The following is a 3680-nucleotide window of genomic DNA, read 5'->3' on the forward strand; positions in this document are numbered from 1 at the left end:
AAGTTGTTACGGGATTGAATCATATAGATAGGGATGGTATAGTTAGAAGTACTGACGGTTCAGGTAAAGAAAGACCTAAGTTCAGTATAGATTCCACAGCACTTGGAGGTATCTATGCCAATGCCATCTCTCTTGTGGGTACACAAAAAGGAGTAGGGGTCAATCTCCCTTCGGAGATGTTGGTTCAAGACAGATTAGAGATATCTGCAGATGGTCAGATCATCTTGGGTAAAGTCTCTGTACGAAACAAAGCAAACATTCGTTCAAACAGCAGTTACATAGAGATTAATGAAGGGGTATACGCTGATACACTTGATCTACAAGCTTTGACCGATATCCGCCTACATGGAAATACTGGTGCAACCAGTAATCTTACTCTCCTTGGGAATGATCTCTATAACGATGGGCTTATCGCTGCAGGTGTTAACGCGGACTTTATTCAGGCACAAGATGGTTTTCTCAACTTAGGATTTACAGAAAGTATCAACAATGAAGGTGTGCTCTATGGTTTAAGTGGCACCACTATAGATACCAAGAATTTTATCAATGCTGATCAGGCAGAAGTAATTACTCAAACACTGTTGATCCATACTGGAGAGACACTACATAATACTGGAGAATTAAGAGCAAACCTCACAACACTGGATACCCAAACACTTAGTAATACAGGACTTATCCATGCGAATGATGTTATGCGTATCACTACTGAGAACTTTGACAATACTCAGGGAACGGTAGAAGGTTTAGACAGTGTTACACTAAACATTGCAAACGGGTTTTTGAACAACAACGGTATACTTTTTTCTGATAATGTGCTTACACTTACAACAAGCATTCTGAGTAACATAGACGGAAGAATACAAGCCGATGAGACTTTGACATTAAGTAGTGCAGGAAATATAGATAATACAAGAGGAACTCTCCACTCTGGTACAGGGACAACTGTTACTGCACAGACACTTAAGAATGAAGAAGGATTTATCGGTTCTATCAAGGCAGTCTTTCTGGATCTCTTTGATCTCAATGGAGATAACGGAAGTATCTCAGGTGAGGATGTAACTATCCAGACTTCAAACATTCAGAGTAATAATGCAACTATTCTCTCTTCAGGTGGATTAAACATAGCATCAAGTGGAGATGTGACACTTACAAACTCTGCGATGCTGGCCAATAGCGAGTTAAATCTCATAGCCAAAGAGGTTACTTTTGATGGAAGTACACTTTATTCTGTACATGACATTCTCAATCTAAGTAGTACTGCACTGCAAGCACAGAATACATACATGGAAGCTGATCAATTACTTAACCTCAATGCTTCAGAACATGTAAATATCTCAGATTCGACTATGAAAGGGAACATGATTCAAGTAAGTACAGAGCAGGATGTCACAGTAAATAATGCAAATATTGTGGCTGGTGATGACTTGAGTATAAAAGCACAAACATTAAATCTCCACAACGCTTCATTAGTTGCACAGGATATAGGAACTATCAACTCTGGTATAGTTAACAATAGTGATAGCGTAGTTTCTGCTACAGAGATGCATATCAATACTACAACATTTAACAATGCAAATAGCCATTTATATTCAGCTGGTGGTACTGTGAACATTGCTACCACAGGTACACTGAATAATAACAATGGTCTGATATCTGCAAATGGAAATCTTGTACTTGATGCAGAGAGCTTAGACAACCGTAATGGAGATTTGGAAGCAGGGGATACTTTAGATGTTACAAGTCATAATGTACAGATAGAGGGATCACGGTTCTTTGCAGGAGATCACTTAGCTGTGACTTCAAACATTTCCAACATTGATGCGAACACAAAGTTTCTTTCATCCAACTCTATGGATCTGTATTTTGCAGGAAATTTGATACACTATGGAGAGATACTTGCCAATGGTAGGGCAAATATCACCGTCCGTGGTGACCTTAGTAACGAGAGTGACATCACGGCCAACAACTCATTAAACATTGTTGCTAATACACTTAATAATAATGCCAATAATACTGGTGCAAGTATAAGAGGAGGATACCTCTCAACGCTTATATTAAATGGAGATCTAAATAACTATGGGTTCCTTACTTCTTCGGGGAATTTAGAGGTCACAGCTACAGAGATCAACAACTATGCAGGGATAGCTGCTGCCTTTGATCTCACGCTAAATGGTACAGATCTTTATAACTATCAAACTTTAGTCTCTGGTACAGACATGCGATTATATATTTCTAATGTACTGAGAAACAATGAAGATGCAAATATCTATGCCGGTAATAATTTGATCATTGCCAGAGATAATACTGGGAAGAAGAGCAATAAAGTTGAGAATATTTCTGCCAGGATAGAATCTCAGAATGATATGCGTATTTTGGCTATGGATATTTCTAATATTTCAGCTACGGAGATCACGACAACATTGCAAGAAGTGAATAGCGTGATTGATATAACATGTGGTGACTGGGGAGGTTTTTCCTGTCCAGACAAAAATATTGCTTTAGAAATAGACCTTATGGCAATCAAGGCAGCAATTATACAGGAATATGCAGATAATAGTGTGGTGTTAAGTGAGAGTGAACTACAGGTATTACTTACAGAACAAATGATCAAAGAAGACAGACAAGCCTACATTTTACATATGTATAAAGATACACAAACGACAGCAAATGAATTGTATTTTTATGAACTTACTGCATCACTTGATAGTAATGAAATGATAGTAAAAAGAACAAAGCCACACAAGAAAGAAGAGTTTAGAAAAGTTGACTATACGGTTACCAAAGAGATAGTAGATGCAACTTCATTGGCTAACCATAAAGAGGGACAAATCATTTCTGGACATAACCTTGCATTAGAGGCAGATACCATTACAAATAAAACCAGTCTTATTGCAGCCAGTAACGATATGGATTTAAGAGGTGATCTAGCCAATATAGGTGTAGGCAGCACAGAATCTCTAGCAACAACTATTAATTATTCTTGGAAACGTAAAAGCGATGGAGGTCGGGGTCAGTTACCTATCTCTAAATTTGAAATACGTGATATAGATGGCGTTTCTTCCCGGATCCTAGCTGGAGGAACACTGACTGGAAACTTTGGTGTTTTACAAAATGGAATGGAAGCAGATACTTCTGTATTTATTGATCCTAATGCTCCCACTATTTCCACAAGTACTCAAACTACAGATGAGACACAGCAAAATGCAACAAACATAGATACCAACTTTAATACACCTAATGTTGATCAAGATGCAATTGAAAGTACTTCTTTAGCACTTACACCTCAAGTTTACAATCCTGGTACAGAAGCTATCACTCTGCCAAATGACCCTTATGGACTTTTTGTCGCTTCAGAAGATCCGGATGGTCCACTTATAGAGGCTAACCCTGAGTACACTAGCTACAATAACTTTGTAAGTTCTGATTATTTGTTAGACCGTTTGGGGTATGATGGCTCAAGTCAGATGAGACGTTTGGGTGATGCGATGTATGAGACTCAGCTCATTCGTGATGCGATCATAGCTATGACCGGTCAACGATACATAGGTACCGCACAAAATGATAATGATCAATATACCAACCTGATGAATGCAGGTGTAAGCTACGCACGAGAGGTTGGACTGGAACTAGGTGTTCCTCCAACATCTTTACAACTGAAAAATCTCAAGGAAGACTTGGTC

The 3680-nt window shown here is 38.5% G+C and carries 1 protein-coding gene; it reads left to right on the top strand.

Annotated features, from left to right (window positions below):
• A partial coding sequence (locus ABYK33_RS14640; RefSeq protein WP_373034039.1) for a hypothetical protein occupies positions 1-3680 on the top strand: 3680 nt, incomplete at both ends.

This window comes from Sulfurovum sp. (assembly GCF_041562805.1).
Classification (GTDB): domain Bacteria; phylum Campylobacterota; class Campylobacteria; order Campylobacterales; family Sulfurovaceae; genus Sulfurovum.